Here is a 26946-nt window from a genome sequence, read left to right as displayed (position 1 = left end):
GGATTTTTGTAACTGGCCAACACATTGACGCTTACAGAACCAACAGTATGGCTACAGGTTATTTGAGTTGGAGTCTTGCTCAATCAGATTTTAAAAACCCAAACAACTACATGAGTCTTTCCAATATCTATAATAATTTCAAGAAAGACATGCCAGATGTTATCATCGATGGTGAAAATGTAATTCCCGCCATTTTTAAAAATATTCCTGTCTAGGGCCAGGTTTCATTTCTGACATTTCACCTGTTTCGTTTGCTCTGGCAGTTATTCGCCAAAGTCCAGAAAGAGCGTTTTCTTTGGCAAAATCAAGTTTTTGAAACTTTTTGTCATTGAATTCCAAACTTTTTTTCTTTAGATTGATATTATAAGATTGTGAAGAATTCACCACTGCTGGATTTTGGGAATGAAATTCAATTTCCATAAAAGCCTCATTAGTAACACCAACCGTATATTTCCCACCCCAAGATTCTATAAATTTCTTAGACTCAAGTTCATATATATTTACAGTGAGATAAGTATCCGTAGCGATAATGGTTGTGGTTTTGCCAGCTTCAATATTTTGCCAAGCCCCTTTAAGAGATTGTCCATTGGCAATAAATCCTACAAAAAGAAAAAGTATCAAAAGGTATTTCATATAAATCAGATTTTTAATTTCTTAAACGAAATCTAAAAGGATTTGATATGACAAAAATGCAAATTATTAATCAAAATCAAGGTCAAATTGAAACAATAGTAATATTTTTGAGGGACGAAATTATACACCTATGACAAAAACCAAAATTATCCTCCCTTCTGGTGGCAAAATAAGGGCCGTAATAGAAAACATCAAACCAGAAATTAACGGAGGAAAATACGCTACCAAAACCATTCAAGGTCAGAAAGTTCAAATATCTGCCGACATACTTATAGACGGTCATGATTACCTTGGACAACGGCTTTGGTTTAAACACGAATCAGAAAAGTCTTGGACTGAGAAACCTATGTTTGCTCAAGTGAATGATAGATTTGGTGGAGAATTTATTACAGAAAAAATCGGCTTTTACACTTTCAAAATCGAAGCTTGGGTTGACCATTTTGCCACCTGGCAGCACGAAGTTGACGAAAAAATAAAGGCTGGTTTGAAACTCGAAGTTGAGCTTTTGGTGGGTTTAGATTTCTTAAATATAATAGCAAAATCTGCAAAAGGCCAAGACAAAGAAGACATAAAAAAAGCAATCGGTATTTTTAAAAACCCGGAAAAGTACGAAGAAGCCACTTGGATATGTAGGAGCGAACAAATGCACCTCTGGATTGACAAATACCCCATCAAAGAAAATACCTGTTGGTCAGAGGAACGGTTAATTTTTACTGACCGTGTAAAAGCAGAATTTTCGGCTTGGTACTCTATTTTCCCTCGCTCAGCCACCAAAGAAGTAGGGAAACATGGAAATTTTAAAGATGTAGAAAACTTATTGCCAAGAATTCAAGAACTGGGCTTTGATGTACTTTACTTGCCGCCTGTACACCCAATTGGACAAACCTTCAGAAAAGGAAAGAACAATGCTACAGAATGCCTGCCAGATGAGCCTGGAGTGCCTTATGGTATAGGGTCGGCAGAAGGTGGCCACACCGCAATTCATTCTGAGCTAGGCACTTTGGAGGAATTCAAGCATCTTATAGAGGAATGCAAAAAATATAACATGGAGTTGGCCATGGACTTGGCTATTCAGTGTTCGCCAGATCATCCATGGGTCACCGAGCATCCAGATTGGTTTAAAATATTACCAGATGGAACGATAAAATATGCCGAGAATCCGCCAAAAAAATACCAGGACATCTACCCGATAAATTTTGAAAGTAACGACTGGCAAAATCTTTGGATAGAATTGAAAAACGTGATATTTACTTGGGCTGAATGGGGTGTGAAAATCATAAGAGTGGACAATCCCCACACCAAATCTTTCGGTTTTTGGGAATGGGTAATTGCCGAAACTCGGTCGGTTTACCCTGAAATGATATTCTTGTCAGAAGCTTTTACAAAACCAAAAGTGATGCAACAGTTGGCCAAAGTGGGTTTCACGCAGTCTTATACCTATTATACGTGGCGTAATTCTAAGGCCGAACTGATAGCATACATGACTGAATTGACAAAATCTGACATGAGGGATTATTTTAGACCAAATTTCTGGCCCAATACGCATGACATCAATCCTTACATTTTACAGTCGGGACATGAGCCGATGTTTTTGATTAAGTATTTTATGGCAGCCACACTATCAAGCAATTATGGCGTTTTTGGCCCTTCCTATGAATATTTGTATCATGACTCCAACTCACCAAAAGAAGAATATAAAAACTCAGAAAAATACGAGATTAAATACTGGGATTGGGAAAAACGGAATAAGATTACACACATTTACACAGAAGTAAACCGTATTAGAAAGCAAAATTCAGCTCTTCAGCATACCAATAATATCGAATTTTGTGAAATTTCGAACGATAATATGTTGGCTTATTTAAAAACCCACGAAAATGGGAATAGGCTGCTTTTTGTGGTTAATTTAGAAGGATATACCACGCAATCGGGTATTTTGAATTTGCCACTCCATAAACTTGGGAAGCACGAGTCTGAAAGTTATTTGGTACATGACCTCATAACTGGAGCAAAATATACTTGGCAAGGTGCCAAAAATTTTGTTTCCCTCGACCCTAATATTTTGCCTTTTCACTTATTCAGAATTGAAGACATTCACCATTGATATATGACAAAGAAAATCCTTTTAATATCTCTATTTTTTGTTTCATGTAAGCAAGAAAAGCAAATAACCAATAAGAAATACTTTGATTTGAAAGGATTTTCTGAATCTATTATTGCGGAACTAGAAATCAAGAAGCCGGAAGTAACAAAAGTGTGGCAAATCGGCAATAATAAAGAGACTAAATCTACCAAGGACATAGATTGGGCAAAAGAACTCAGTCTATTTGTTGAGTCTGACCTAAATAAGCGTGCATTCGTAAACAGTTATTCCATACAAGAGACATCAAAAAGCGTCAATTATAAACTAAAGCTTGGCGAATCATTATTGGTAAAAAGCATGGCGATAGAAAATTTAGAAGAAAAGAATTCGAAGATAATCAGCATAGAAACAAGCACTTCAAATTATCTTTTCAAAACGAATTCTAAAATGATGATGAAAACAAAAAACGGAAAACTTAATGCGTATTCCGTTTACAGTATTCAAAAACTTTTTTTGTCTAAACCCGACACAAGCTCTATTGATGGCAAGATAATTAACTTATAAATAGTCTTTTATCATTTTCATAGAAATATCCCAAAGTTGATCTTGCGATACCACATCTTGGCTTTCAAGTGAGGAGTACGAAATTTGGCATCTTTTATAATATCCGCCATTGGAAAGTTTCTCTTTTGTTTGAGTCGCCAAATACACACTCGTTTCAGCTCCTTTTTCTGGAGTTATTAAGAATGGCATTTTATTGAAATATTTCAAAAAACCAGTATTGTTGGCTCCAAAACCCGACTTTACTACACCAGGATGTACTGCAAAAGCCAACAGTCCTTTTTCAGCGTATTTATTGGCCAAAGCTTTCGTAAATAAGATATTCATCAATTTTGTGGCTCCGTATTGCTTCCAAGTGCTGAACTTTTTCTCTGCGTTAAGGTTTCCTATACTAAATTTCCCCATTCGGTGTGCTTCTGAAGATAAATTAATAACTCTGGATTCCTCACTTTTTAGCAAGTTTTCTAAAAGCAATTGTGTCAAAAGAAAGTGAGCCAAGTGGTTAACCTGAAATCCAAGTTCAAAACCATCGGCCGTTCTTTCAAATTCTGAATAAACTCCTCCTGCATTGTTTATCAAAATGTCTATTTTGGGATGCCTTGCTTTTATCTCTTCTGAAGCAGCCTTTATGGACTTCAAATCCGTTAAATCGCCAGCAAAAATTTCAATCTTTCCATTTGGAAAAGTTTTCAGAATCTCTTTTTTGACAATTTCGGCTTTTTGCGTATCTCTGGCCAAAAGCACGACTGTAGTACCAAAAGTCACTAATTTTTCAACTGTGGCTTTTCCTATTCCCGATGTTCCACCTGTAATGACTGCTACTTTGCTTTTCAATTGATAAAGTGTTATATACCATGTAACCCCAAAATAGGCAAAATGATTTACTCAAACTTAATAATTCTCTGTCAAGCCAAAAATCCTTTGATTGGTTCTCCATTTACCCCTCGTAAAATCTGGAATCTCCACTGGTGAGCTTCCGCGGGCTATAGAAAGCTCCGACAAAGGACTAATAGCACTCCATGCTGCTGCATCATATACATCGATTGGTGGAGCAACTTTATTTTTGACAGATTCTATAAACGCCCTTAAAACAAAAAAGTCTATTCCGCCATGACCTGCTTTTTCAGCTGTTTGTGCGTGTGTTTTCCAAACGGGATGATCATGTTCTTCTTGATAAGGCTTAAATGGCTCCCATGCATGTGCTTTAGGGCTTTTGCCTTCAATATAAATTGACTTATTATCATCCATCCATATACCCTCCGTGCCTTGTGCCCTAAATCCAAGCGAATAAGGCCTAGGAGAGTTGCAATCATGCATAATAACGATATTCTCTCCGTTTTCACACTGAATTGTAGTCGTAATTACGTCACCAAGTTTAAACTTTACTTTGGCATTTGGATGATCCGCACCGCCTTTGTCCACTATATGCTTATGCAAACCTCTGGCCTTTGTAGCTGTTGAAGTTAGGTAATTAAATTTATTTCCTCTATTGATGTCCAACCAATGTGCCACTGGGCCTAGTCCATGGGTTGGATAAATATCTCCATTTCTATCTACCGAATGCTGCGTTCTCCATTTGGCTTCAGAAATGGCCTTTTCACCAAATTCCACTCCACCTCCATAAAAACGCTTTCCGTCATTGAATTTCACTTCTCTAAGGTCGTGTTGATAGCCGCAATGTGCGTATAGCATCTCGCCAAACATCCCTTTGCGAATCATGTTCAAAACCGACATCACATCTCTGCGGTAGCACACGTTCTCCAAAATCATGCAATGTGAGCCAGTTTTCTCATAAGTATCTACCAGATCCCACGATTCTTGGAGCGTCACTGTGGCAGAAACTTCTACAGCAGTATATTTTCCAGCTTTCATTGACTCCACACTCATCGGCACGTGCCATTCCCAAGGCGTAGCAATCACCACGCCGTCAATATCCTCTCTTTTGAGCATATTTATAAAATCGTGGTCAGTTTTGCCATAAACAGCTGGATCTTTACGATTGGCTTTTTGGGTAATGGCCAAGGTGCGTTTGATGGCATCTGGGTCAGTATCGCAGATGGCGGTTATTTCAACATCCTCTCTATAAACTGCTTGGTCCACATGGTTTCTACCTCGCAGACCCACTCCAATAAAAGCCAGTTTTACTTTTTTATCCTTTTGAGCGGAATTGACTTTCAAAAATGGTATAGCTGATGTAGCAAGGCTGGTAGTAAGAAAATTTCTGCGATCCATATAATTTTTAAAATTTTTTACTAATGTAATATTTATTTTTTATTTGAACAATATTAAACTTTCAATCGTTAGTCAATTATCAAAACTACCCTGTATGTTTTTGATTGTGTAGTACACAAACTTTGTACAAGACTAAAAAAAACTTATTTTGAATAAAATTTCAGTAATTAGAAAAGAACATTTCAACGCAGCCCATAGGTTATTTAATCCTGAATGGAGCGATGAGAAAAACCAAGAGATTTTTGGTAAATGTAATAACCCAAATTACCATGGGCATAACTACGATTTACTCGTAAAACTCACTGGATATCCAGACCAAAAAACTGGATATGTATTTGATTTAAAAGTACTTAGCGACATTATCAAAGAAAATATTCTTGATAAATTTGACCACAAAAATCTAAATCTTGACATAGAATATTTTAAAAATTTAAACCCTACAGCTGAAAATATAGTTGTAGTCATTTATGATATTCTCCGTCAGAAGATAGATGAAAAATTTGATTTGAAAATAACATTATTTGAAACAGAAAGAAACTATGTTGAATACCCAGCTTAAGGCTATCGAGGACCAAGAATTTGGCGATGATCACATCATGACAAACATCTCTACTCCACTCAGGGAGGATGCTTTTGTAATGTCTGATGAACAAAAAATGGAGATTATCGCGGATCATTTCAAAGAAATAATGCACACATTGGGTTTAGACCTTAACGATGATAGCCTAAAAGGAACTCCCAAAAGAGTAGCAAAAATGTACGTGAAGGAGTTATTTTCAGGACTTAATCCAGAAAACATGCCTTCCATTACCTTATTTGATAATAATTACAAATATGACGAAATATTGGTTGAGCGTGATATTAGTTTTTATTCTAATTGTGAACACCACTTTGTGCCCATAGTCGGAAAAGTTCACATCGGTTATATTTCGTCTGGAAATGTCATCGGACTTTCGAAATTACATAGATTAGTGAATCATTATGCTAGAAGACCACAAGTACAAGAAAGAATGACCATTCAAATCGGAAATGCTTTGAAAGAAGCCTTGAAAACGGATGACATTGCGGTTGTGGTTGACGCCGATCATTTCTGTGTATCTTCAAGAGGAATTGCTGACCAAAGCAGTTCTACCGTAACTTCTTTCTTTGAAGGTGCTTTTAACAATGCTTTGAAAAGAGAAGAATTTTTATCATTAATAAAATTGAAAAATTAATTTTCAAATTCTTATTTTTCTGAAAAACACAAATCCCAAAGGGTTTGTGTTTTTTTTTATTTTTAGAAAATTCACAAAATTGGCCCACAAAAAAAGCACCCTAAAACCTAAGGTGCTTTTTTGACTAAACCCATACATCTTAAAATAAATCCTAAATCCTTTTGAAAAAAATTCTCAGGTAGATTCATATCTCATATACGCAAATGGCTAAAAAAAGGTTGTAAAAAAAGTCTGAACTACCTAAAGTCCAGACTTTTCTGTATTTAACCAATACCCATTTATTTTACTTCTTCGAAGTTAACATCTGTTACATTCTCTTCAGCAGAAGTAGACTCAGCAGCACCACCAGCTGCAGGGCCTTGAGCACCTCCGTCAGCTTGCTGAGCATTATAAATCTCCTGACTTGCAGCTTGCCATGCTGTATTGATTTTCTCCATTGAGGCATCAATTGCAGCCAAATCGCGAGTTCCGTGAGCGGCTCTCAATTCTGTCAAAGCACCTTCAATGGCAGTTTTGTTACCTTCAGAAAGTTTATCGCCAAATTCTTTCAATTGTTTTTCTGTTTGGAAAATCATCGAATCGGCAGCATTTACTTTCTCTATCGTTTCTTTTTCTTTTTTATCTGCTTCTTCATTGGCTTTCGCTTCCTTCATCTCTCATTCTCTGAATTTCAGCATCTGAAAGTCCGCTTGAAGCCTCAATTCTGATTTTTTGCTCTTTGCCGGTACCTTTGTCTTTCGCTGTTACGTTCAAGATACCGTTGGCATCCACGTCAAAAGCCACTTCGATTTGAGGAACTCCTCTCATGGCTGGTGGCAAACCATCCAAGTGGAATCTGCCCAAAGTACGGTTTTGGTTGGCCAATGGTCTTTCTCCTTGCAACACGTGCAATTCTACAGAAGGCTGATTGTCAGCTGCTGTAGAGAAAACCTCTACTTTGTTGGTAGGTATTGTGGTATTGGCTTCAATCATTTTTGTGAACACGCCACCCATCGTTTCGATACCCAATGAAAGTGGAATTACGTCTAACAATAATATATCTTTAACTTCTCCAGTCAATACACCACCCTGGATTGCCGCTCCGATAGCCACAGCCTCGTCAGGGTTAACTCCTTTTGAGGGTTTTTTACCAAAGAATGCTTCTACTTCTTCTTGAACTTTAGGAATACGAGTCGATCCTCCCACCAAAATTACTTCTGATATTTGGCTATTCGATATTCCTGAATTCTTCATAGCTCTTTTGCAAGGCTCCATCATTCTTTTGAAAAGACTGTCAGCCAATTGCTCAAACTTGGCTCTAGTAAGTGATCTTACCAAGTGCTTAGGCACACCATCCACAGGGAATATGTATGGCAAATTGATTTCTGCTTGAGTAGAACTTGAAAGCTCCACTTTTGCTCTTTCGGCTGCTTCCTTCAATCTTTGAAGAGCCATGGCATCGTGCATCAAATCCACACCTTCGTCAGCTTTGAATTCTGCTGCTAACCATTCGATTATCACTTGGTCAAAGTCATCACCACCTAAATGCGTATCACCGTCAGTAGATTTTACTTCAAAAACGCCATCACCAAGATCAAGAATAGATACGTCAAACGTACCACCTCCTAAGTCAAACACAACTACTGTCATGTCTTTACCCTGCTTGTCTAGTCCATAAGCCAAGGCAGCAGCAGTTGGCTCGTTGATGATTCTCTTTACATCCAAACCAGCTATCAAACCAGCTTCTTTGGTGGCTTGACGCTCAGCATCGTTGAAATATGCAGGAACAGTAATAACCGCCTCTGTTACAGTTTGGCCTAAATAATCTTCTGCAGTAGCCTTCATTTTTTGAAGAATAAATGCAGAAATTTCCTGAGGAGTATATTGACGATCACCTATTTTTACTCTTGGTGTGTCATTTGCTCCTTTTTCTATATCGTAAGCTATGGTTTTAAGTTCAGAACCTACTTCACTATGTTTTTTCCCCATAAAACGCTTCACCGAAGCGATGGTGTTCTTAGGGTTGGTAATTGCTTGTCTTTTTGCTGGGGCACCTACCTTCTTCTCGCCGTTATCTAAAAACGCTACAATAGAAGGAGTAGTTCTAGCTCCCTCGCTATTGGCTATTACTACCGGTTCGTTCCCCTCCATTACGGCCACACAAGAGTTGGTAGTTCCTAAATCTATTCCAATAATTTTTCCCATGATTTTCTGTCAGTGTATTTAATTAAAAATAATTACGATACACAATTCACAATGAATATGCCAAGGGTTTTTTTGTCAAATATTAATGACAAATTGTCACAAACCTACCTGTCAATTAGGACAATTTTGGATTTTAGCGGAAAAAATCACGCCAGAATCGACAGTAAAGCCTGGACTAAGAATTATTGCATTGGCTGCATTGTATTGCACATTGTTGGTAGGCGATATAACATTTGTGGCTTGAATGGTATTACTACTGTTAAAGTTCAAAGGATTTATTCTTGAACTTAGGTTGTTGGCTGTTGGTGCCAAAACCAAATTGCTTGTACAATTGGGTAAAACATTTATAGTAATATTATTTGAATATACTTGGCACAAATCTTTTTTACAAGAAGCAAAATAAACCCCTGTTGCAGTTGGACTATATTGTACATTCGTAGAATTTGATCCTGAAAAGCTCCAAGTTAATACGCTTGAACCATCACATGCATTTGAGGTGAAATTCACAGCTGTTCCAGAGTTTACCAAAGACTTATCTGCAGAAATCACAGGAGTTATGGAAGGTGGAGCAGTAGTGCCCAGGTAAAAATAGTTTTCTTGAAAACATGCAGGATTACCCACTCCAATCTGATAATTGCAAAGGAATAAATCCGAAATGTTCGAGAAAAACTCTCCCGTTGTAGCATTAATGGTGGCTGCGGGCCCCGAAGCCAAAGAAAAAACACCTCCAGTAGGAACTACCAAAGATGGCAAATATGATCTAGAGACGCAAAAGTAGCCATCACCTTCATACTGAACAACTGCATTAACAGCACTAAGTGTAAGACTAACTGTAGCTGATTCATTACCCAAAACATCAAATGCTTTTACGCCAAATTGAACGCTAGTTCCAGATGATAAACCGGTAATGGTATAGGTGTTCTGTGTATCCGGAACGGTATCAATTTTCACTCCATTTTTGTAAATATAATAACCACCTATCGCTTGATCATCGGTGGCGGGTGTCCATTGAAAAGAAATACATTTGGTCAGGGTGTCTGTTGCAACTAAGTTTGTAACTATGCTTGGAGGAGTAGTGTCACCCAAAGCACACATCAATCGTGCATCTGCCCAAACCGCTCTGTTACAAGTGGTATTTGAGCCTACAGGCTCTACCTTCAACTTCACTGAACTGTAGGCATATATATTCACATTGACTTCTTGCAAGGCCGAGTTTCTATAAATTGTTGGACTCGTATAAAGCAAGGTTTCGTTGCCATAAACTTTAAAAACTACACCGCCAGTGTTGTCACAAGCATTTGAAACATCATCGCTTATCCCGATATAAGACTTAAATTTATAGTATTGACCACTTGGAATCATATACTTAATCTCTGAATTATCAGCCACACCGATTCCTTTGGCATAACCTTGACCTTTCAAAACTATCGCACTTCCATCACCATCGGCTGACGAACCGTTTGTTTTGTTTATTTCTATTGGTCCCAAAGCATTAGATGCCGAAATAAATTTCAAATCTGACAAATAGGCATTGACTGAGCAACTTGACCCGTTATTGGCCAAGTTTAAGGCTTGACCTACATTTACTTCGCTACTAATCTGTTGATTGCCATTGGCTGTAGTCACCCAACAACGATAGGTACCTGAACTAACGGTTAAAGTATTAGATGTCCCAAAACTTGAATTTCCATAAGCAAAATCTCCACTTACCCATTTGTAAGAGGTATATCCTGAAGGCACGCTCAAGGTTAATTGAGAAGCGTTCACATAACTCACTGAAATTGTTGGAGGTGTATTTGCCGCAATGGGATTGGAATTGTTGAAAAACGAGCTGTTTAAATAACTAGACCAGGCATCAGCCAACAAAGGCATACCAACTATTTTTGAAAAGTGCAAATTTATGTTATCTCTCGAACCAGCTACCGAGTTATTGTTTATGCCATCTGTCTCAGGTCCAGCAAAAATTTGATTTGCATTATTAATCAAACCAGTTTGAGCTCCAGTAATAATTGCTGATGGTGCTCCATCAATAAAAGAAACCCTGGAAATAACCCATGGCAAATTATTAGAAAAATCATTTCTAGATTTTGCAATAACATAATTCACATTAGTTTGATAAGTTGATGCACTCACATTTTGAACCTTGTCAGATTCTCCTTGATGCCAAAGTACTGCTCGGGCACCAAATAATGAATTGTAATAATTTAAGCCCCGCTTGAAATTGGAATAAGGCAGTCCAATTGAATATGGCCTACCATTATTCTCATCTATAGTGCTACAAAATTGTTGTCCTGTAAATATATTATTGGTTGTACCGCCATCGGAGCTCACCTTCCAATTATCTGAAGTAGAACCTGATGCACCTGAATTAAAGAATGCGACTGGAAAACCTGTGCTATTGACAATGTTCTCTCCAAGTCTTCCATAACACCAAGAAGCAAAACCTGCCGTACTTGGCTTTGTTAATTCTAAAATTTGACTCATTACGGGCATTGGCAGATTTTCATTGGAGCAATAAACTCCATAGTCATGTGTAACTACTTTTTCAGAACTTGAGGCCAAGCCAATAGGGTTATTCGAATTATCAAAATACCCTTGCCCATTTGATTGCCCAGCAATCATAAAAACATCGCCAATACCCACCCTGTTTACAGTGGTGGCTTCTAAAACTGTTCCACTTCTTAAAGACCTTATTTCTAATGTGTACCAACCAGCTGGGACATTACTAAACTGTCCACTAAAATATCCCATGGTAGGATTTTCCTGAATAATAGACCAATCGTAACCGGGTATTGGGGTAGCATTGCTGGGATTTAAAAGCCTTGCTTGTATGGCCGTGGCAATAGGTTGAGAGTAACTTCCACTAATAATCAAATTGGCTTGACTAGCACTATTTCGTTGATAAACAGCATTACTGATTGGGTGAGAGACCGTTATTTGTGCAGATAGTCTAGTACAAAGCAAAAGTAAAAGTAAAATTTTTTGGGTTAGTTTCATGTCTTTTTATGTGAAGAAAGCCGTAAATAACAAAAAAGCGTAGAAAATTAATTCTACGCCTTTTTTTCAAATTCTTTGTTATTTTTTTCCAAATAATCCGCCTAACAGGTTGCCAAAAAGGTTGCCTCCGCCAGAATTTTGATTTGAAGAACCTGCACCAGAGGCAAGATTGATTAAATCATTCATATCTAATTTTCCGTCAGCCATTGCTCCAGCACCTTGGCTTAGTAAACTTCCGAAATCTATACCAGAAGTTTTGCCACCTGACAATACGTTCATGATACTTCCAGTGTCTACTGAACTATCAGTTGGGTCATTAGATTTGTTGATCAGTCCACCCAAAACAGATGGCAACATATTAGCAACCACACCTGAAGCAGCACTGTTTGAAAGACCAAACTTTGCCATAATGCTACCGATAATGTTTTGTGCTATACCAGCAACCATAGGGTTGTCCATTAAGCTTCCACCTTGGTTTGAATTACTGCCGCCTGTTAACATTCCTAATATATTTCCCAATCCACCTTGCGAATTTGCTTGATTGGTTAAACCTCCTAAAAGCCCCTGCATAACCTCTCCCATTACACCTTCGTTATGCTCATTTGGCACTTCATTATTTTCTACAACTGCTGTTTGTCCAGCTTGTTGAATCAATCCTTGCAATACTTCTAACATTTTGATACTCTTGGTTTTAATAAATTTTGTTTAAAATTATGAACTATCTCTTATAATTCCATTATTAGACCCAAAAAATATCTTTAGGTAACAAAAAAAAGACGCTAAGTAGCGTCTTTTTTTTTTAATAATATCCGATAAATGGGAATTATTATTTTACTTTCTCTACGATGGCTTTGAAAGCATCTGGATGATTCAAAGCTAAATCTGCTAACACTTTACGGTTAAGCTCAATGCCTGATTTTTGTAGTTTGTTGATAAACACAGAGTATGACATACCGAATGGTCTCACACCTGCATTGATCCTTACGATCCACAAGCTACGGAAATTTCTTTTCTTTTGCTTACGACCAATGTAGGCGTAAACTAAACCTTTTTCAACGGCGTTTTTAGCAACCGTCCAAACATTTTTTCTTCTGCCGTAATAGCCTTTGGCTAATTTCAGCACTTTTTTGCGTCTAGCTTTAGACGCGACATGATTGACACTACGTGGCATAATTTTTTAGTTTTTTGAATCAGGCGTTCCGTTTAGGGATACTTTAAAGCCTTTATTCGGGTGAAACAATTGAACCAATTGTTGAATTAACCATTCAACAAGGCTTTGATGCGGCTTTCGTCCGCAGAGCTTACTAGAGCTGACGATGCAAGAACTCTCTTACGTTTCGTCGATTTTTTAGTTAAAATGTGACTGTGGAAAGCATGCTTACGCTTGATTTTTCCAGTTCCAGTCAATTTGAACCTCTTTTTTGCTCCTGAATTTGTTTTTTGCTTAGGCATTGTACAAAACAGATTAAGTGTATTAAAAGTAAATTGGGTCGCAAAATTAGGGAAATTATTCGAAAAATCAAATGTTAAGTGGAATAATTGGCTGGATTTGTTTGACAAAATTGTAGTTGACTACAGTTGACAAGTTTTGAGAGAATGTTAAATCTGCAAGCTATACATTTATTAATTGCATATTACATTCCGCTTCCGGCCAGGGATAGTAGTGGAAAGCCCACAGCTGGCGTAGCCGCGAGGACTTGTAACGGATAGCCCGGTGCTTTAGCAGGCCGCCAGAAATGTATTCAGAAAATAGAGAAGTGCTGATTTTTAAGGCTTTGAATTTAACTGGTAAATTAAAGAGATTCAGCATTTAGTAAAGAATAGGGTTATTGGCTATATTTGCATGGTACTACTTATTACAAAAAAACCGAATGCAATTCTCTCATTTACATAATCACACCCAATATTCGCTGTTGGATGGAGCTTCTAACGTAAAGAAACTCTTTGCCAAAGCTCAGGAAGACGGTATGCCTGCCATGGCCATTACCGACCATGGCAATATGTTTGGCGTGTTTGATTTTGTGGCTGCGGCTGACAAGTTTAATGTAAAACCTATTGTAGGCTGCGAGTTGTATGTAGTGGAGGATCACACCCGTAAGCAATTTACCAAAGAGCAAAAAGACATTCGACATCACCAACTTTTGTTGGCCAAAAACGCTATCGGTTACAAAAACCTGACTAAACTGTGCTCTTTGGGCTACATGGAAGGTTTGTACAGTAAATATCCGAGGGTAACGAAAGCGATGATAGAAAAATACAAGGAAGGCTTGATTGCTACTACTTGTTGCATAGGTGCTTCTGTACCAAAAACTATTCTAAAAAAAGGCGAAGAAGAAGGTGAAATAGAGTTTCAATGGTGGTTGGAGCGTTTTGGCGAAGATTATTATGTAGAAATTCAACGCCACGAAATACCTGAGCAAAATATAGTTAACGAGGTTTTGCTTAAATGGGCAAAAAAATACAACGTAAAAGTTATTGCTTCTAATGATAGCCATTACGTGGATCAATCAGACTGGGTGGCCCATGATATTTTGCTGTGTGTTAACACCAACGAAAAACTCGCCACGCCATCTGCCAAAGATTTTGCTGATGACGAAACGATGAGTGCCAAAAACACGCGTTTTGCGTTTTTCAACGACCAGTTTTATTTCAAGTCTACGGCTGAAATGAGCCATTTGTTTAGGGACATTCCGGCAGCAATTGATAACACCAATGAGATTGTAGGCAAAATAGACAAATTGAATCTCAAGCAAGATATTTTACTGCCCAATTTCCCGATTCCTGAGGAATTCAAGATTCATGCGGATGACAAACTAAACCAATGGGAATATCTGAGGCATTTGACCTACGAAGGTGCCAGAAGACGTTATGGAGAAATCATTACCTCCACACAAGAACGTCTGGATTTTGAGCTATTTACCATTAAAACTATGGGTTTTGCTGGTTATTTCTTGATTGTCATGGACTTCATAAAAGCTGGGCGTGATCTAGGCGTAATGATAGGCCCAGGGCGTGGTTCGGCGGCTGGGTCTGTAGTAGCGTATTGTATCAGTATTACTAATATTGACCCTATAAAGTACAACCTACTTTTTGAGCGTTTCCTTAATCCAGACCGAAAATCCATGCCCGATATTGATACGGATTTTGACGATGAAGGTCGCCAGAAAGTGATTGATTATGTGGTGGATAAATATGGAAAAAACCAAGTGGCTCAGATCATTACCTATGGCACTATGGCCACCAAATCTTCGATAAAAGACGTGGCAAGGGTTATGGATTTGCCTCTGGCTGACGCCAACTACATAGCTAAGCTGATTCCAGACAAACCATCTTATGGCATGGATTTCAAGAAATTGATACATATGCCCATGGCCGGCCCGAAATCGCTGAACGAACTTGGACTTGGACCCGATGAACAAGAAAATGTACGGAAAGTCAGAGAAATGTACAATGCCAACGACTTGACTTCCAAGGTATTGAAACAAGCTGAAAAGCTGGAAGGTACCGTAAGAAACACAGGAATTCACGCTGCAGGTATCATCATTGCACCATGGGATTTATCTGATATTGTACCAGTTTGTACTTCAAAAGACTCTGACCTATTGATTACCCAATATGAGGGAAAAGTAATAGAAGATGCTGGAGTAATCAAAATGGACTTTTTGGGATTGAGGAACCTCTCGATTATCAAAGAAGCCCTGCGGATGATCAAAGAAAACTATGGACATGACATAGAAATTGATGAGATTCCGTTAGACGATACCAAAACTTTTGAGCTTTTTCAAAGAGGAGAAACTACTGCGATATTTCAGTTTGAATCCGACGGTATGAAAAAATACATGAAGGAACTCAAACCTGATAGATTTGACGACTTGATTGCCATGAATGCCCTTTATCGCCCAGGTCCGATTGCATATATTCCTAACTTCATTGCTAGAAAACATGGAACTGAAGAAATCAAATACGATTTACCAGAAGTAGAAGAGTATTTGGGCGAAACTTATGGAATCACCGTTTATCAAGAGCAGGTAATGCTTTTGTCGCAGAAACTGGGCAATTTTACCAAAGGAGATGCCGACGTTTTGCGAAAGGCCATGGGTAAAAAGCAGATAGAAGTCCTGAACAAAATGAAGGTAAAATTCATGGAAGGAGGTGCTTCCAATGGCCATGATACCAAAATTTTAGAAAAAATATGGACCGACTGGGAAGCTTTTGCACAGTATGCTTTTAATAAATCGCATTCCACTTGTTATGCATTTGTGGCCTATCAAACTGCCTATCTAAAAGCACATTATACTTCTGAATATATGGCTGGGGTATTAACCTCTCAACTCGGCAACATCGACAAGATTACTTTTTTCATGGAAGAATGTAAACTATTGGGATTAAATGTTTTGGGGCCAGATATCAATGAATCGAACAAGCGTTTTAGTGTAAATAAAAAGAAAGAAATACGTTTTGGACTTGGTGGAATAAAAGGAACAGGAGACGCCGCAGTGGATGCAATTATAGAAGAAAGAGAAAAAAATGGGCCTTTTGCCGATATTTTTGACTTTATAAAGCGTGTAAACCTTCGAACTGTAAACAAGAAAACGCTAGAATCGCTCACCTACGCTGGAGCTTTTGATTGTTTTGATGATATTCACCGTGCGGTATATTTTCATGAAACTGAAGGGAGCACTTTCATAGAAAAACTCATACGATATGCCAATAAAATAGCAGAGGATAAGGCTTCAGCACAGAATTCGCTTTTTGGTGGATTTGAGACCAATGGCGGGTTTGATATCCAAAAACCAAAGTCAGAAAACATTGAACAATGGGGTGATATAGAAAAACTAAAATACGAAAAAGATGTGGTTGGCTTCTATATTTCGGGCCATCCGCTCGACCAGTTTTCTATTGAAATGTCTCTTTGTAAACCTCTGGATCAATTGTTTGAGCCTGATAATGTCAACAGAGAATTTATTGTTGGTGGTGTAATATCTTCAGTACAACAGAAACAGTCCAAAAACGGAAATCCATTTGGCATTTTTAAGATTGAAGATTATACTTCTTCGCTCGAAATCATGCTTTTTGGCAAAGACTATGTGGAGTTTTCAAACTATCTGGGACTTGGCTTTTTTGTGAGTATCAGAGGTAAAATCCAAACCAAGTGGAATCGTGAGGGTGAATTGGAGTTTAAGCCCCTTCAAGTTGAATTACTCAACGACATGAAGGCCAAAAGATTCAAAGAAGTTAATGTCAAATTAAACTTAGCAGAGATTAACGATATAACTATCAATGGATTACTCGATATCATCACTTCAAATCCAGGCAAGTTCAATTTCAAGATGAATGTGTACGATATGGACGAAAAATACGACGTGGCCATGTTTTCAAGAACCATGAAGATAGATCTCAATAAAGACGTTCAAAAAAGCCTCTTAGAGATTGTTGGAGAAGAAAATGTAAGTTTTGGCTAAGCTTTTTTCGAAACATTAAAACCATATTCTACTCCAGCTGGCATTTTGTGTTTCCAGCGTTTGTGTGTCCAAAGCCAATATTTTGGATCAGCAAGAATGTCTTTTTCGAGTAATTCAGCGTGTTTTTTCATTATAAATCCTTCAGGTTCTGACTTGGAATTGTCGGAAATTAACTCAAAAGTCATGGTGTAATGACCTTTTTGAGGAACTGTAACATGTGCAAAAACTACTGGATAATCAAATTGCTGAGCGATTTTCTCTGTACCCGTAAAGAAAGTAGTATCCTGATTTAAGAATTTGGTCCAAAAAGATTTAGTGGGTGGGGCAGATTGATCGTTGGCCAAAGTTATGGCGAAAGCCTTTCCATAGTCTTTTTTTATACTCGTAAAGGTGTCAAAAGTTGGAAAAAAAATCGTTCCAAATGCCGTTCTAGATTTATAAAAAAGATTATTGAAGTAGTCATTACTCATTTTATGATAGGGAACCAGCACCTTGTGTTTCATGAAGAAAGGCATGGCTTTAGCAATCAATTCATAATTTCCGATATGACCAAGCGTAATAACCACATTTTTATTGGCTTCAAAAAACGGAATTAAAATCTGGGTGTTCTCTAATTTTATTTTTTCCAACAAAAGTTTTTCAGAAATGGTGAAACTTTTGATAGTCTCCACAAACATATCGGCTAGATATTTATAAAAATCCGAGGCGATTAACTCCCTTTCTTCTCTACTTTTCTCGGGAAAAGAATTTTTAAGGTTATTTTCTACAACTTTTTTTCTATAACCAATTAATTTATAGAGAACGGGATAAATAAAGCCTCTAGAAATTACATAAAGAAACTTTATAGGAAGGATAGAGAAAAAATATAAAAACGGCAATAATAAGTAGAAAGCAATTGCTTGCATGAATTAGTTTTTTGATTGTAAAAAATTATAATAATCCTCTTTGGTATCTAGATCAATTGCCCCTAAATTAAAATCTACAGGTACAATTTCATCAGCATATTTATTAAAAAATTGTTTCGCACCGTGTTCTGGTTTCATATCCAAAATGTCCTCAAAACGTTCTTTTTTATACAAAACTGGTATGCCCAAAGTACCTGCATATTTAGAAGCAATTATGGTTTTATCAGGAAATTCCCGAGCAGTTTTGATCAGCTTATTTATAACTTCGGCATTAACAAATGGCATATCAGAAGTCATGAATATCAATCCATCAAATCCTTTTGTGATCAAATAGGACCCCACTAAACCCATTTTTATAGAACTGCCCATACCCTTTTGCCAGTCAGGATTATCAATTATGCCTATAGGGATATTTTCTAGCAAAGGTACAATCTTGGTTTTGTTAGCTCCAACAACTACAGTAACAGGATGAGCCTCAGTATCAAGCACTTCATCAACGAGATATTTGAGCATTGGAATCCCAAAAATCGGGAGGATTTGTTTGGGTACGCCCATACGTTTGGATTCTCCTGCTGCTAAAATAACCACTCCAATGTTCATTTATCCAATTTTTTGTGCAAAATTGCAATAATTTTACGTGCAAATGAAAGTTTTGGCATGATGTTTTCGTTTCCAAAGCTGAATATAAATTTTATCCCGATGAAAATAAGAAATGCTTTCTTAATCCTTAAGACTGTTCTACTGAGTATTGTGTTGATTAGCTGCGGTGGCGGTGATGTTAATCCCAAAGGAACGACCTTCGACATATATATTGACTTCTGGAACACCTCCGGTAAAAGCCCTGAAATCAGATTTGATGAGCTTAAAACTTCCCGAGAAATTAAAATTGACTTTACTAAAAACTTTGAAGGTCAAGTAGATGGACCTGCAGGTACTAAAGTAATTATCGACAATTTTAGAATTATTGATGAATACTCAAACAACTACAATATTGAGGCAATAAACGCCTACGAATTCAAAAAAGAAACCAACGATTGGAAAAAAGATGTAGAATTTACGATGTCGTTCAGCCAATCAGAAGACATTAGTGTCGTTCTAGTTTTAGACCGAAGCGAATCACTAGGGACTGATTTCGAAACAGTTAAAACTTATGCCATAGATTTTATCGAGAAAATATTTACAGAAAGAAAGGTGGTGAAAATGGGGATAGTTGATTTCTCGGACACTGTAAATCAGTTTCCGTTATCTACTGACAAAGAAGCCCTTAAAAACTATGTAAAAAGCTTAAAACAGGGAAAATTCACCGCTCTTTACAACGCCATGGATGCGGGAATAGATATGCTGCAAGCTTCCAAGTCGCAGTCTAGGGTATTGTTTACATTTACCGATGGTTCTGACAACATGGCTCCTCCGGCCGTGAATGCCGACTATCTTTTGGGCAAAATAAAGTCGGATAAAAATTCTTATAAAATTACGAGTTTCTGTATCGGATTAAACGGAAAAGGTGGCGTTGACAAAACTGTTTTGACAAAATTGGCTAGTGGTGGTTCAGCCAATTTTCCTGAAACAGTAAAAGAATTAAAAGACGTTTTCACTAAATTCGGAAGAGTTATTTCTAATGTTTACAACTTAGAATACATTAGAAATCAGCAAATTATAAGCCGATCGGATCCAAGAAAATTGAAATTTGAGATCATAACATCGAAATAAAACATAGCAATAATTGCACAAAAAAAGCCTTGAAATTCAAGGCTTTTTTTGTATTTTAATATTTCTAACAATATTATTTTTTCTTATTAATCTTACTCCCTTTCATCATTTTAGGTCTTTTTTGGGTTTCTATGGGTATACCCAATAAATCTCTGATAACCACAGAAGCCGCTACACCGCCAAAGGCCGCTGGCAAATATGAAATTGTACCGTAAGCAGACTGCTTGAAGTTTGAGCCATCCGTCATAACCAAGGAGTCTTTGTCCATTTCTTCCAAAGAATAAACCGCCCGAACACCTTTGGCAACTTCCATTTTCTTGAGCCTCTTTCTTACATAAAAAGCAAGTTTACAAGTATGTGTTTCGTACAAATCTGCCACTCTAATCTGTGTGGGGTCGGTTTTACCTCCTGCACCCATCGAACTCACTACTTTTTTTCCACTTTTATAGGCTGCAGCTATTAATGTTAGTTTAGGAGTAATACTATCAATGCAGTCCATTACGTAATCATACTCATTTTTGAGGAGTTCTTCACAACGTTCAGGACTCAAAAATTCGTTTATTACGTTCAGTTTTAATTCAGGATTTATAGCCAAAAGACGCTCTTGCATCCAAGCGGCTTTACTAACTCCATGGGTAGTAAAAAGTGCTGGAAGCTGACGATTCCTATTGGTAGGGTCTACCACATCTCCGTCTACGATGGTCATCTCCCCCACTCCGGCACGGCAAATAAACTCTGCAGCAAATGAGCCAACGCCACCTAGACCAACTACCAAAACATGAGAATTCTGAAGTTTTTGTATATTTTCTTTTCCAATCAACAGCTCACTTCTTGAGAGCCAAGCCAAATCACTCATAAATACAATTCTAAATAATTTTGATAAATTTTATCTTTCAATTCTTCCATTTCAATATTCAAAACCACTGAGGCTACTTTATAAACTTCTTCAACAGTTAATCCCTTTTCATCGTCTGTTTCAAAAAAAACTTGGCTTATAGGAATACTTTTTAAGGCAGTCTTAATCAATTCAGATTCTATCAATGCTATACCAAAAGAGAGAAAAAAACCCTTAGCGGCCAATTCTATGGCCAAATCTGCTTTTCTATTAAAACCGTGAATAATCATCGGAGCTTTCGGACGCACCAGCTTCTTTATGGCAATGAGTTCATTAAAACTCTTTACGCAATGAACAATGATGGGCTTTCTAACTGATTCCGCTATTCTGATTTGTTTTAGGAAAACTTCCTCCTGTAGTTTCAAGTCGGGCCCTTTTATTTTATCAAGGCCAATTTCTCCAATCGCTTTTACTCTCGAATCTGCAGCCAAAAATTCTAAAATCTCAATTTGTTCAAAAAACATTTCCTCAGTTACACTCCAGGGATGAATCCCAACCGAAACTGATTCATTTCCACCAAAAAAATGCTCTAAATCTTCTCCCAAAGTACTTGCCTTGATGTCCAAATTAAAAACTTTTTTTATATTGGCATCAGAAGACAGCGAATGGGTATGAATATCTAGAAACATATTAATTTTTTCACAAAAATAACAATAATGGGTAATCTTCGGATAGAATGTAAAGCTTTTACTGAATTAAGTGTGGATGAACTCTACGAAATATTGGCCTTGCGGTCAGAAGTTTTTGTGGTAGAACAAAATTGTATTTTCTTAGACCTTGATCACAAAGACCAATATGCCTTACACCTTATGGGATTTAACCATAAAAATCAATTGATGGCTTACACCAGACTTTTTGATGAGAGTGTTTATTATCAAGGTTTTTTGAGTATCGGAAGAGTAGTTGCCTCACCAAAAGGTCGAGGAGAAGGTTATGGAAGAGAAATATTTGGTAAATCTGTGGAGAAAGTCCAAGAAGTATTTGGACAAAAACCTATAAAAATAGGTGCTCAAGCCTATTTAGAGAGCTTTTACGCCTCATTTGGCTTCGAAAGCATCAATGAAGACTACATTGAGGATGGAATTCCACACAAGATTATGGTAAGAGCGTAGAAATTTGGAGTTCTTCCCTAAGTTTAATATTTTTGGTAAAAAAAAAGTATTATGGTATTGCCTTTAAATATCCCGAAAGAAGGAAAGTTCACAAACGATGAACTAATAGCTCTTTGTTTGGCAAATCCAGAATTGAATATTGAAAGAGACGAAAAAGGTCAAATTTTAATAACTACCTCACCAACTTATGCATTAACCAGCTCGTTCAACAGTGGTTTAAATTTTGAGATTTATAGCTGGAACAAAAAAAATAAAGCGGGAATTGTTTTCGATTCAAATTCAGCTTTTTTTCTACCAGATAATTCTATGCGTGGTCCAGATGCGGCTTGGATTTCTAGGAAAAGATGGGATTCTTTGAGTGATTCCGAGAAAAAATCTATCCCACATATTGTCCCTGATTTCATTATTGAACTTCAATCTGAAACTGATAACATTAAGGAATTGAAGCTAAAAATGACCAAATGGGTTAAAAACGGAGTAAAATTGGCTTGGTTGGTCAGTCCACAGTCTCAAGAAACTTTGGTGTATTTCAATAACAAGACCGAAACTATACCATTTAACAAAACGTTAGATGGGAAAAACATATTGGTAGGTTTAGAATTGGTTATGGCTGAAGTTATTGAAGAATAGTTTACTTCACCCTCACCACTTTCTTCAATTCCATCAATCCTGAAACTGTTTTAACTTTTAAAAATAAAAAATCATTGACATTTTGAATTTGGTCAAAATCTACAAAATTTTCACCTTCAACAAGTTCAATATTCTTTTTGAGAATCATTCTGCCTGTAATATCCGAAAAAGTAACCTCAGCTTTTTGTGCTTTTTGACTTAATATTTTTACCTGAAGTTTGTCCACAAAAGGATTTGGAAAGGCTGTTATCTGCAAGTTTTCTGATGGCAATTCATTAGAAGTCAGCACAAACTCCTCAGGAAAATTTCTATCCATCCAAGTTAGCCTATTGTAAATCCAGTTTTTAAGTTCTACGATTTCTAAATCCCAAGTTTGTGGAATAGGCTGAGGACTTGGCCAAACGTAAGTTCCGATGATAGGCCATTTCTGAAAATTCCTTATTGCTGCTTCTCCTAAATTTTCTTTTAATCCGTCTATTTCTTTAACTATCCTGTCATGATCAAGCACACCACCCTTTTTTCTTTGTTCGAAATAAATATTCCTCAATTCTCCTATAAATTTCGGATCAGAAATCATCCTTTCCCAAAAAACTGGAACTTGAAAACCATCTCTTGGACAAATTTCATTAAATTTATATGCCCACAAATCATATCTGCTTCCCTCGCAATAATCGGCATTACCATAAGAAATGTCATAATCCCAAGGTGGGCTGGCGGTCAACTTTCCACCTTTGGAGTCTTTGTCTTTAGAAAAATATGAGCTGATTCTGTATCCATCAATATTGCGAGACACTTCATTGATAATAAACATTTTAGCAAATGAACTTAAATCCACATATTGGTGATAACCCTTTATTTCATCTTTAAAATCTTTACCATAAATGGCATCTTCAAACTTACGAATGTAGGCTCTAATATAATTTTTCTGGGTATCGTTGATAGTTTTGGGTAAATGATAGAAATACTGATTCGCAAAACCATTGGCGTTTGTGTAATTCGACCGAAATGTTCCGTAGTTTGTACCCGTACTTTTGTCAATTTTCACTATGTATCCTCCTGTAAGTTCGTCTCCAGAAACGTCCTCAGGCTTCAATGTTGCAATATCCACTCTGTTTTTGTCCACTTTGATTTTTTCCATCAACACATATACCCCCTGATAACTGTTATTAATCACCACCTCCACATATTTTGTACGACTGGCATTCATACCCATTTGGCGAGCAAAACTCATGCTTAACACGTTGTGCATCAGACTTTTCTCATTGTAGGATGCAAATAAAATCCAGTCCGAATCCTCTGGTAATCCACAAAGTGCTAAGGGATTATTCTCTCCTTTTTCAGTTCTAAGTTCTATACCGAGTCCTTTCTTGGGAAACATTTGGGAGCTTGATCCACGATATTCTATTCCGACAAAACTATTGTAGTGAAATTGTGTGTCTGTGAGTTTATTGTCTTTCCCTTCACCATTATAAACGACTTTTAATTCAGCTAGAATTTTCGGTTCATCTTTAATGGATTGCCCTTTGGTATTAATAATAAAAATAGGTAGCTTACTGGTACTTAGCTGAGCATTAGCCGAATACAAGCCAATAAACATTACATAAAAAACCAACTTCATCATCCTCATTTAGCCTCTCTCCTTTTTTTGTATTGTTTGGCAAAAATAAATAGTACTATCCCGAAAGCGACAACCCCACCAAAAAGCTTCAAAAAATCTAGGAAATCTCGAACAACTGCCAAAAGCACTATCGCTACCAAAAATAATGTCGGTAATTCGTTGAGCAATCTGTAGTTAAATGACCCTGCCTTATCTTCCCCATTCTCTTGTTTTATAATGATTGATTTGCAGTAAAAATGGTAAACAACTAACAAAACAAGCAAAACCAATTTGATTTTTATCCAAGTTTGATCCAATATCGCTGGATTGCTTACCAACAACAGTATTCCAAAAATCCATGTTATAATCATCGCTGGCGTGGAAATAATCTTATAAACTCTCCACTGCATGAGCGTAAACTGTGCCCGCCAATCGGCTTGAAGTTCCTTGGGTTTTTGGTCTACTTCAGCATGATAAACAAACATTCTGACCAAATAAAACAAACCCGCAAACCAAGTTACGAACCCTATAATATGAAAAGCCTTAAAGAAAGAATAATAATTTAACATAGATTCTGTTCAAAATTCAAAAATAATAACAAATTGCCAACGTTTTTTAAAATGTGTAGTATATTCTCATTTGGACTAATTTTTGCACTTTATCCTTAATACTAATCTCAAAATGACCCATAAAAGTTTTTTTATATTTTTATTTATTTCTATCAGTGTATTTGCTCAAGACAAAAAGACGCTAATGCTTTTTGAAAAAGGCAAAAATGACTTTATGGAAAGGAAATATGAAACTGCTTTATCAAACTTTGAAAAATATTTAGAAAAAGACTCTTCTAAAATTGAGGCCTATTTCAGAATTGGCCAAATTCATGAGTCTTTCAGAAATCAGAAAAAAGCCACTGAATATTACTTAAAACTTATCGAAAAAGATACGGCTGGGGTTTCATTTGTTCAGGCATACACTTATTTAGGTTCGAGAGCATTAGAAAATCATAGGTTTGAGGATGCAAAGAAATATCTGACCATTTCTCTCAACAATACAAACAAAAACTCCATAGTTTATCAGCAAATCCTGAAACAATTAAAAACCTGTGATTTCGGTATACAAGCCATAGCCAAACCGCTCAATATCAAACCTGAGCCTTTAATAGATGTTTTGAATTTTAAAAACAAACAGTATTTTCCAGTACTTACAGCCGATAACAGCACGATAATATTTACGGCAAGGAATGATTTGGAAGACGAAAATATCTATTTCTCCGAAAACAAAAATAATACTTGGAGCAAACCCATCAGCATATCCAATGAGATAAACACACCCTACAATGAAGGCACATGCAGCATTTCTGCAGATGGTAAAATCATGGTTTTTACCTCGTGTGAAGGCAGAGATTCCTTTGGAAGTTGTGATTTGTTTATTACAAAAAAAGAAGGTGACAAATGGTCTACCCCACAAAATTTAGGACCGAATATCAATTCAAACTTTTGGGATTCACAGCCAAGTTTGTCATCAGACGGCTCAAAATTGTTTTTTTCTTCAGAAAGGCCACTTGGACTAGGCAAAAAAGACATTTGGATGAGTGAATTGGATGAAAAGGGGAATTGGAAAAAGGCGACGAATTTGGGCAAAAACATCAATACTAGCTATGATGAAGTTTCTCCATTTATACATGCCAATGGATATTCGCTTTTCTTTTCCTCAAATGGGAAAGAAGGAATGGGTAAATTTGACATATACTTGACAAGTATAAAAAGAGGATTCGGAGGCGAAGTCTTAAATATGGGTTATCCCATAAATACAGGTGATGACGAACTCTCACTTTTCATTTCTGCAGATGGGAAAAAGGCATTTTATTCGGTAGACAAAAACGAAAAGGTTTCACTTTATCAGTTTTCTATTCCTACTGAGCTGTCCGATAAAATTGATAGAACACATTACCTAAAAGGTTTTGTATTAGATCAAAAAACACAAAAGCCTCTATACACGACCATAGAATTGGTTGACATAAAAACAGGCGAAAAGATATCTAAGTTTCTTTCTGACCCTATTACTGGCGATTATATGGCCATTTTACCTGGAGATGGTGAGTATGTTTTGTATGTTGAGACGCCCAATTATTTTTTTAAAAGCTTAAAATTTGATTTCTCAAAAGACGATGAAGGCAAAAGGTTGGATATTCTGCTCACCAAAATCGAAAAAGAAACCAAAGAAGTACTTGAAAACATTTTTTTTGACAGTGGCTCAGCTGTTTTACGAAAAGAATCAGACATTGAACTGAAAAAACTCAAAGAACTTCTGCAAAAAAACGCTTCTCTGAAAGTAGAAATATCTGGCCACACAGACGACATCGGAAACGATTTAACGAATAAAGAACTTTCTAAAAAACGAGCGATGGCTGTGGTGGAGTTCCTAAAAAATCAAGGAATTGTGGCCGATAGAATTGTACCAATTGGCTATGGTGAAACCCAACCAAAGGTCAAAAATGACTCAGAGGCCAGTCGTCAGTTGAATAGAAGAATTGAGATAAAGTTTTTGTAAGGTAGAAATTTTAAAGAAAAAATTCTAGAAAATACACAATAGACATCTTCTTAAAACTCCAAGCCAGCAAAAAAGAAATATGGAATTCAATTGAAATGTTTTGAATTTCAACCATTGCCAAATACCAAAAAAAACAAATTTTAAAGTCTTTTTTGTTAATTGGAATTAGCTTCCCAATTAT

At 36.8% G+C, this 26946-nt stretch carries 22 protein-coding genes and 2 pseudogenes; 10 read left to right on the top strand and 14 right to left on the bottom strand.

Annotation, left to right across the window (positions count from 1 at the left end):
• Nucleotides 1–215: pseudogene (locus EGI24_RS10000) on the top strand (hypothetical protein); the annotation flags it as partial.
• On the opposite strand, the gene EGI24_RS09995 reads toward EGI24_RS10000, so the two are convergent.
• A complete protein-coding gene (locus EGI24_RS09995; RefSeq protein WP_255048234.1) occupies nt 196–633 on the bottom strand; it encodes a hypothetical protein in 438 nt (145 codons plus the stop codon). The pseudogene EGI24_RS10000 and the gene EGI24_RS09995 sit on opposite strands and share 20 nt — an antisense overlap.
• A gap of 130 nt (nt 634–763) precedes the next feature.
• On the opposite strand from EGI24_RS09995, the gene EGI24_RS09990 reads away from it, so the two are divergent.
• Nucleotides 764–2737, top strand: a complete 1974-nt coding sequence (locus EGI24_RS09990) for an alpha-1,4-glucan--maltose-1-phosphate maltosyltransferase (protein WP_255048233.1) — start codon at nt 764–766, stop codon at nt 2735–2737.
• Between the two features lie 3 nt (nt 2738–2740).
• Complete coding sequence (locus EGI24_RS09985; RefSeq protein WP_255048232.1) at nt 2741–3280, top strand: hypothetical protein; 540 nt, start codon at nt 2741–2743, stop codon at nt 3278–3280.
• On the opposite strand, the gene EGI24_RS09980 is transcribed toward EGI24_RS09985, so the two are convergent.
• Together EGI24_RS09980 and EGI24_RS09975 are read right to left on the bottom strand one after the other, a co-directional pair.
• The gene (locus EGI24_RS09980) at nt 3275–4111 is read right to left on the bottom strand and encodes an SDR family oxidoreductase (RefSeq protein WP_255048231.1); all 837 of its coding nucleotides are present in this window, start codon (nt 4109–4111) and stop codon (nt 3275–3277) included. The two genes, EGI24_RS09985 and EGI24_RS09980, sit on opposite strands and share 6 nt — an antisense overlap.
• Before the next feature lie 57 nt (nt 4112–4168).
• On the bottom strand, nt 4169–5509 hold the full coding sequence (locus EGI24_RS09975) for a Gfo/Idh/MocA family protein (RefSeq protein ID WP_255048230.1): 1341 nt from the start codon (nt 5507–5509) through the stop codon (nt 4169–4171).
• Nucleotides 5510–5657: 148 nt separating this feature from the next.
• Here EGI24_RS09975 and EGI24_RS09970 point away from each other — a divergent pair, with 148 nt between their 5' ends.
• Together EGI24_RS09970 and folE are read left to right on the top strand one after the other, a co-directional pair.
• Nucleotides 5658–6068 (top strand): 6-carboxytetrahydropterin synthase, encoded by a 411-nt coding sequence (locus tag EGI24_RS09970; protein ID WP_262926190.1) that lies wholly within the window; start codon nt 5658–5660, stop codon nt 6066–6068.
• Nucleotides 6031–6723, top strand: coding sequence for a GTP cyclohydrolase I FolE (folE, locus tag EGI24_RS09965; RefSeq protein WP_255048229.1), 693 nt, complete (start codon nt 6031–6033; stop codon nt 6721–6723). The genes EGI24_RS09970 and folE overlap by 38 nt, the downstream gene beginning before the upstream one ends.
• A gap of 278 nt (nt 6724–7001) precedes the next feature.
• Here folE and dnaK read toward each other — a convergent pair.
• From dnaK to rpmI, 5 genes and pseudogenes are all read right to left on the bottom strand, one after another.
• Nucleotides 7002–8907 (bottom strand): annotated as a pseudogene (gene dnaK / locus EGI24_RS09960) (molecular chaperone DnaK).
• Between the two features lie 111 nt (nt 8908–9018).
• A complete protein-coding gene (locus EGI24_RS09955; RefSeq protein ID WP_255048228.1) occupies nt 9019–11904 on the bottom strand; it encodes an NPCBM/NEW2 domain-containing protein in 2886 nt (961 codons plus the stop codon).
• A gap of 78 nt (nt 11905–11982) precedes the next feature.
• Nucleotides 11983–12579 carry a DUF937 domain-containing protein gene (locus EGI24_RS09950; RefSeq protein ID WP_255048227.1) on the bottom strand — a complete coding sequence of 199 codons (597 nt, stop codon included), beginning with the start codon at nt 12577–12579 and terminating at the stop codon, nt 11983–11985.
• Nucleotides 12580–12730: 151 nt separating this feature from the next.
• Nucleotides 12731–13075: a 50S ribosomal protein L20 gene (rplT, locus tag EGI24_RS09945; protein ID WP_255048226.1), complete on the bottom strand. Its 345-nt coding sequence runs from the start codon at nt 13073–13075 to the stop codon at nt 12731–12733.
• A gap of 86 nt (nt 13076–13161) precedes the next feature.
• On the bottom strand, nt 13162–13356 hold the full coding sequence (gene rpmI, locus EGI24_RS09940; protein ID WP_255035430.1) for a 50S ribosomal protein L35: 195 nt from the start codon (nt 13354–13356) through the stop codon (nt 13162–13164).
• A gap of 419 nt (nt 13357–13775) precedes the next feature.
• On the opposite strand from rpmI, the gene dnaE reads away from it, so the two are divergent.
• Complete coding sequence (gene dnaE, locus EGI24_RS09935) at nt 13776–17366, top strand: DNA polymerase III subunit alpha (protein WP_255048225.1); 3591 nt, start codon at nt 13776–13778, stop codon at nt 17364–17366.
• On the opposite strand, the gene EGI24_RS09930 is transcribed toward dnaE, so the two are convergent.
• Both EGI24_RS09930 and EGI24_RS09925 read right to left on the bottom strand, forming a co-directional pair.
• Nucleotides 17363–18271, bottom strand: a complete 909-nt coding sequence (locus EGI24_RS09930) for a lysophospholipid acyltransferase family protein (protein WP_255048224.1) — start codon at nt 18269–18271, stop codon at nt 17363–17365. The genes dnaE and EGI24_RS09930 overlap by 4 nt on opposite strands.
• A 3-nt stretch (nt 18272–18274) precedes the next feature.
• The gene (locus tag EGI24_RS09925; protein ID WP_255048223.1) at nt 18275–18871 is read right to left on the bottom strand and encodes an NTP transferase domain-containing protein; all 597 of its coding nucleotides are present in this window, start codon (nt 18869–18871) and stop codon (nt 18275–18277) included.
• A gap of 99 nt (nt 18872–18970) precedes the next feature.
• Between EGI24_RS09925 and EGI24_RS09920 the strand changes: the two genes are divergently transcribed.
• Entirely contained in the window at nt 18971–19981 is a 1011-nt protein-coding gene (locus EGI24_RS09920; protein ID WP_255048222.1) for a VWA domain-containing protein, read from the top strand.
• Between the two features lie 73 nt (nt 19982–20054).
• Here EGI24_RS09920 and EGI24_RS09915 read toward each other — a convergent pair whose 3' ends face one another.
• Complete coding sequence (locus EGI24_RS09915; protein WP_255048221.1) at nt 20055–20837, bottom strand: ThiF family adenylyltransferase; 783 nt, start codon at nt 20835–20837, stop codon at nt 20055–20057.
• Nucleotides 20834–21505, bottom strand: a complete 672-nt coding sequence (locus EGI24_RS09910; RefSeq protein WP_255048220.1) for a TatD family hydrolase — start codon at nt 21503–21505, stop codon at nt 20834–20836. Before EGI24_RS09910 ends, EGI24_RS09915 begins: the two co-directional genes overlap by 4 nt.
• 27 nt (nt 21506–21532) lie before the next feature.
• On the opposite strand from EGI24_RS09910, the gene EGI24_RS09905 reads away from it, so the two are divergent.
• Both EGI24_RS09905 and EGI24_RS09900 read left to right on the top strand, forming a co-directional pair.
• Nucleotides 21533–21988 (top strand): GNAT family N-acetyltransferase, encoded by a 456-nt coding sequence (locus EGI24_RS09905; protein WP_255048219.1) that lies wholly within the window; start codon nt 21533–21535, stop codon nt 21986–21988.
• A 51-nt stretch (nt 21989–22039) separates the two neighbouring features.
• The gene (locus EGI24_RS09900; protein ID WP_255048218.1) at nt 22040–22618 is read left to right on the top strand and encodes a Uma2 family endonuclease; all 579 of its coding nucleotides are present in this window, start codon (nt 22040–22042) and stop codon (nt 22616–22618) included.
• A 1-nt stretch (nt 22619) separates the two neighbouring features.
• Here the strand turns inward: EGI24_RS09900 and EGI24_RS09895 are convergent, their stop codons facing one another.
• Together EGI24_RS09895 and hemJ are read right to left on the bottom strand one after the other, a co-directional pair.
• On the bottom strand, nt 22620–24239 hold the full coding sequence (locus tag EGI24_RS09895; RefSeq protein WP_255048217.1) for a CotH kinase family protein: 1620 nt from the start codon (nt 24237–24239) through the stop codon (nt 22620–22622).
• 2 nt (nt 24240–24241) lie between these two features.
• Nucleotides 24242–24784, bottom strand: a complete 543-nt coding sequence (gene hemJ / locus EGI24_RS09890) for a protoporphyrinogen oxidase HemJ (RefSeq protein WP_255048216.1) — start codon at nt 24782–24784, stop codon at nt 24242–24244.
• Between the two features lie 112 nt (nt 24785–24896).
• Here hemJ and EGI24_RS09885 point away from each other — a divergent pair, with 112 nt between their 5' ends.
• Nucleotides 24897–26765 (top strand): OmpA family protein, encoded by a 1869-nt coding sequence (locus tag EGI24_RS09885; protein WP_255048215.1) that lies wholly within the window; start codon nt 24897–24899, stop codon nt 26763–26765.
• Nucleotides 26766–26946 lie beyond the last annotated feature (181 nt).

The sequence above is a fragment of the Lacihabitans sp. CS3-21 genome, assembly GCF_024343675.1.
Classification (GTDB): Bacteria; Bacteroidota; Bacteroidia; order Cytophagales; family Spirosomataceae; genus Leadbetterella.
Note: the sequence above shows the minus strand (reverse complement) of the source record. Positions and strands in the feature narration are given on the sequence as shown.